Origin of the sequence: Acidiplasma aeolicum, assembly GCF_001402945.1 — an archaeon.
In the GTDB taxonomy this organism is placed as follows: Archaea; Thermoplasmatota; Thermoplasmata; order Thermoplasmatales; family Thermoplasmataceae; genus Acidiplasma; species Acidiplasma aeolicum.
The window spans coordinates 1-3,037 of the sequence record NZ_LKBG01000071.1 but is presented as its reverse complement, the minus strand read 5'-3'; the positions used below and the strand labels follow the sequence as shown (position 1 = coordinate 3,037).

Annotated in this window: 4 protein-coding genes; all 4 read right to left on the bottom strand. The window is 31.8% G+C overall.

Annotation, left to right across the window (positions count from 1 at the left end):
* The coding region (locus AOG54_RS02355) for a 50S ribosomal protein L16 (protein ID WP_156324169.1) at window positions 1-215 on the bottom strand (215 nt) is incomplete at its 3' end.
* A gap of 56 nt (window positions 216-271) precedes the next feature.
* The gene (locus tag AOG54_RS02350; RefSeq protein ID WP_055032357.1) at window positions 272-1,411 is read right to left on the bottom strand and encodes a hypothetical protein; all 1,140 of its coding nucleotides are present in this window, start codon (window positions 1,409-1,411) and stop codon (window positions 272-274) included.
* 27 nt (window positions 1,412-1,438) lie between these two features.
* Complete coding sequence (locus AOG54_RS02345) at window positions 1,439-2,152, bottom strand: alanyl-tRNA editing protein (RefSeq protein WP_054963842.1); 714 nt, start codon at window positions 2,150-2,152, stop codon at window positions 1,439-1,441.
* 46 nt (window positions 2,153-2,198) lie between these two features.
* The gene (locus AOG54_RS02340; RefSeq protein ID WP_054963841.1) at window positions 2,199-2,951 is read right to left on the bottom strand and encodes a tRNA pseudouridine(38-40) synthase TruA; all 753 of its coding nucleotides are present in this window, start codon (window positions 2,949-2,951) and stop codon (window positions 2,199-2,201) included.
* Window positions 2,952-3,037: the final 86 nt, after the last annotated feature.

The following is a 3,037-nucleotide window of genomic DNA, read 5'->3' as shown; positions in this document are numbered from 1 at the left end:
TTTCTGTTTACCGATATCCTTGCAGCCTCAAGGGCTGTATGCCTTATCTGGCATGCCTCATCTGCAATTAGCTGCATTTCTATATCAAAGTCCTTTTTCTGGTTTCCCTGCACAAATGTTGTTATCTTGGGATATGGAACCCCACCCATAAACTCTTTTCTCGTGTATGCTGGACCGGAAATTTTTGAATACATTCTTGCTGGTTTAGTTACCATAATAATCCATTCATAAATTCAAATAAATATAAAAACATTTATAGTATTTAAAAAAGTTATCTTTTGACATTTCCGTACTGATTTATCACTATGTTATATGGACCATCCGCATCAGCAGGAATTACATTGCCGCATTTAACACATTCAAGTGAAAAATCATCATTTATTTTAAATTCAACACCGCCACAGTTGCTGCACGCACTCCTTACCCATAGTTTTTCAGGATTCATTGAATTAAGCCTTCTTAATATTTCCGCATTCTGCGGATTTTCATTAATATTATTGATGGTGTTATTTTCCGCATCAATATTCTTATCATTACCGTTCCTGGAATTTTCCTCTGCCATTTTTTTATTCCTTTCCTCAATGGTTTTTGCATACAGCATGGTTATGCTATACAGACCAAGAAATGCCCATATCAGGAGGAAAAAGGCAATTATATAAGAAATCACATGGTTGGAACCAAAAAACGATTCTGCCAGTTCCAGTCCTGATGAGGTAAAGCTTACCAGCAATGCCCTGAGCATGCCAAATCTCAAATAAATATAGGTAAGTATGAGTGTATTAATATATATTAGAGTTGTTTCATATATATTATAATTGGTAATAAATACCGAAATACCTGCAGCAATTATCATGATTACAGGAATTAAGGGTTTCACGTTTTTATACGGAAATAAAAATGAATTAACACTTAATTTTTTTGATATTATCATATAAATAATTAAAATAATGGAAACTGGTATTATCTCAAGAAATATGATTTGAAAAACAGAGCTTACTGAAAATATAAAATTCTGGACTCCAAAACTGTATTTATAAACTGCAGAACTTGAAATTTTTGGGTATATGGTTTCTATTATAAGCGAAGAAAACATTAAAATCATGATGTAAACTGAAAAAAATATGTAGAAATTTTTATTAATGTCTGCATCAAAGCTCGATGATATATTTAACTTTAAAAAAATCGTGGAGAGAGATGCAAATATGAGTATAATGGATATTATAAGAATAATATAAACATCTATTGTGCTCACCCTTCCATAGAGGTAATAGTAAGCAGGTGATATGTGGCTTATTGAATGTGCACTTAAAAATGTTTGAGGCATAAGAAAAAGAAAGAATCCAAAGGCTATCACTATGCCTATCCAGGCAAAGGCCCTGTTAATTCTGTCTATTATTGTTATTTCATCCATTTATATCCAAATAAATATAATTAATAATTATTTCAATGTTATTGTGAGCCTTTTGTCAAGTTTTCCCTTAACCATTGAAGTCTTAAATTCCACGGTCCCTATTTCTCCAGTTGACTTGACATGCAGGCCGTAATCAGCCTGCAATGGAAGCCCGGGTATATTAACCACACGCAACTTTTCATCCTGAGGAATACTTCCTGTTGAGAATCCAAACATTTGTTTATCTATTGAAAACTCATTATTGTCTGCATACTTAATTTCAACCGGAAGATTTTGCTTAATTATCCTATTTGTTTCATCAATAAGCCTGTCAATTATGTCCTGCTTTATATTATCTATGTATATATCTATCCATGCATAGTTTTCATAGGTCTGGCTGATGCGTGATTTTGCATTATAAAATTTAAAGGCCAGGCCACCTATAATAAATAATGCAGTTCTGTACCTCATGTGGTTATATCTTATATTCCAGTCTATGCTTTGATGTATATTTACTCCATCAAGATTTTGTGGATATGTATCAAGTGAAATAAGGTGCACCAGCTGTCCATCCTCCCAGACATCCACTATGGAATATTTCTTTCCCTCTATCTCTATTTCTCCCTTGTCATTCTGCTGGCCATATGATGTGGGATAAAAAACTGTTTTATCCACTGTCAGATCAGTAAACTCAACAGTAACGGCCTTACTGTCGCATTCTTTTAAGTATGAATCTTTTAAAAATAATTTCTCAGTTTCCATTATTACTTAAGGGCATTTTTATATATAATATTATTTTTCATTTTCTTTATTGGAATTTATAAAGAATTCTGGAATATATCACTCTATTTACGTTTATATCTGTTAACTTTTTCGTAATCTTTCCATCCAGATAGGATGAATTGAAATCACTAAATGTTATATTTTCATAAAATATGTCCATTAAAATTAATCTTTCAGGGCTTGCGAGAAAAACGCTGTTGATTTTAAATGCAAATGGATCCAAATCCATTTCATAGTATCTCATCGCAAAACCCATTATCGCCCTGATCTGGTGCCATATAAAACTCCTGGCATAAAAATTAATGATAAAAAAACCATTGTGCTGGTAATAATCTATGTTTTTTATTGTTCTTACAGTGTTTCTGTAGTCTTTTCTGGAGAAATTTCTAAAATCATGTGTGCCCTCAAATTTTCTTAGCATTACCATAAATTTTTCAATATCATAGTCCCCATCCAATACGTATGAATATTTTTTTAATGTGCAGTATCTGGGATTAAAATATTCACTGAGTCCTGCATACTGGTAAAAATACATGTCTTTTATCTGCGAATTTAAAATTTTTAAAATTTTAATTATATCAATTTTGGATTCTATGAGAAAAACATTGCCCGCCGCGGATACATATTTGTCTGTTCTCGCCGCACTTTCCATGTTATCCGAAATATTATGCGATTTTAATACGTTAATTATGGTGTTTTCCACGCTATTTTCCCCATTATTTCTCTGAAAGCCGCAAAATTTTTTTCCATCATATCCATATTTTATTAAATAATACATTGTATGATAATTATTTTTATTTAATTATATTTAGGGTGTCCAAACATACGTCAACTCACTATGTACATTATTTTCCTCCCTGAATT

Coding starts and splice junctions, on each gene's coding strand:
- AOG54_RS02350 (WP_055032357.1), bottom strand. CDS start 1,411: ATGGATGAAATAACAATAATAGACAGAATTAACAGGGCCTTTGCCTGG.
- AOG54_RS02345 (WP_054963842.1), bottom strand. CDS start 2,152: ATGGAAACTGAGAAATTATTTTTAAAAGATTCATACTTAAAAGAATGC.
- AOG54_RS02340 (WP_054963841.1), bottom strand. CDS start 2,951: ATGTATTATTTAATAAAATATGGATATGATGGAAAAAAATTTTGCGGC.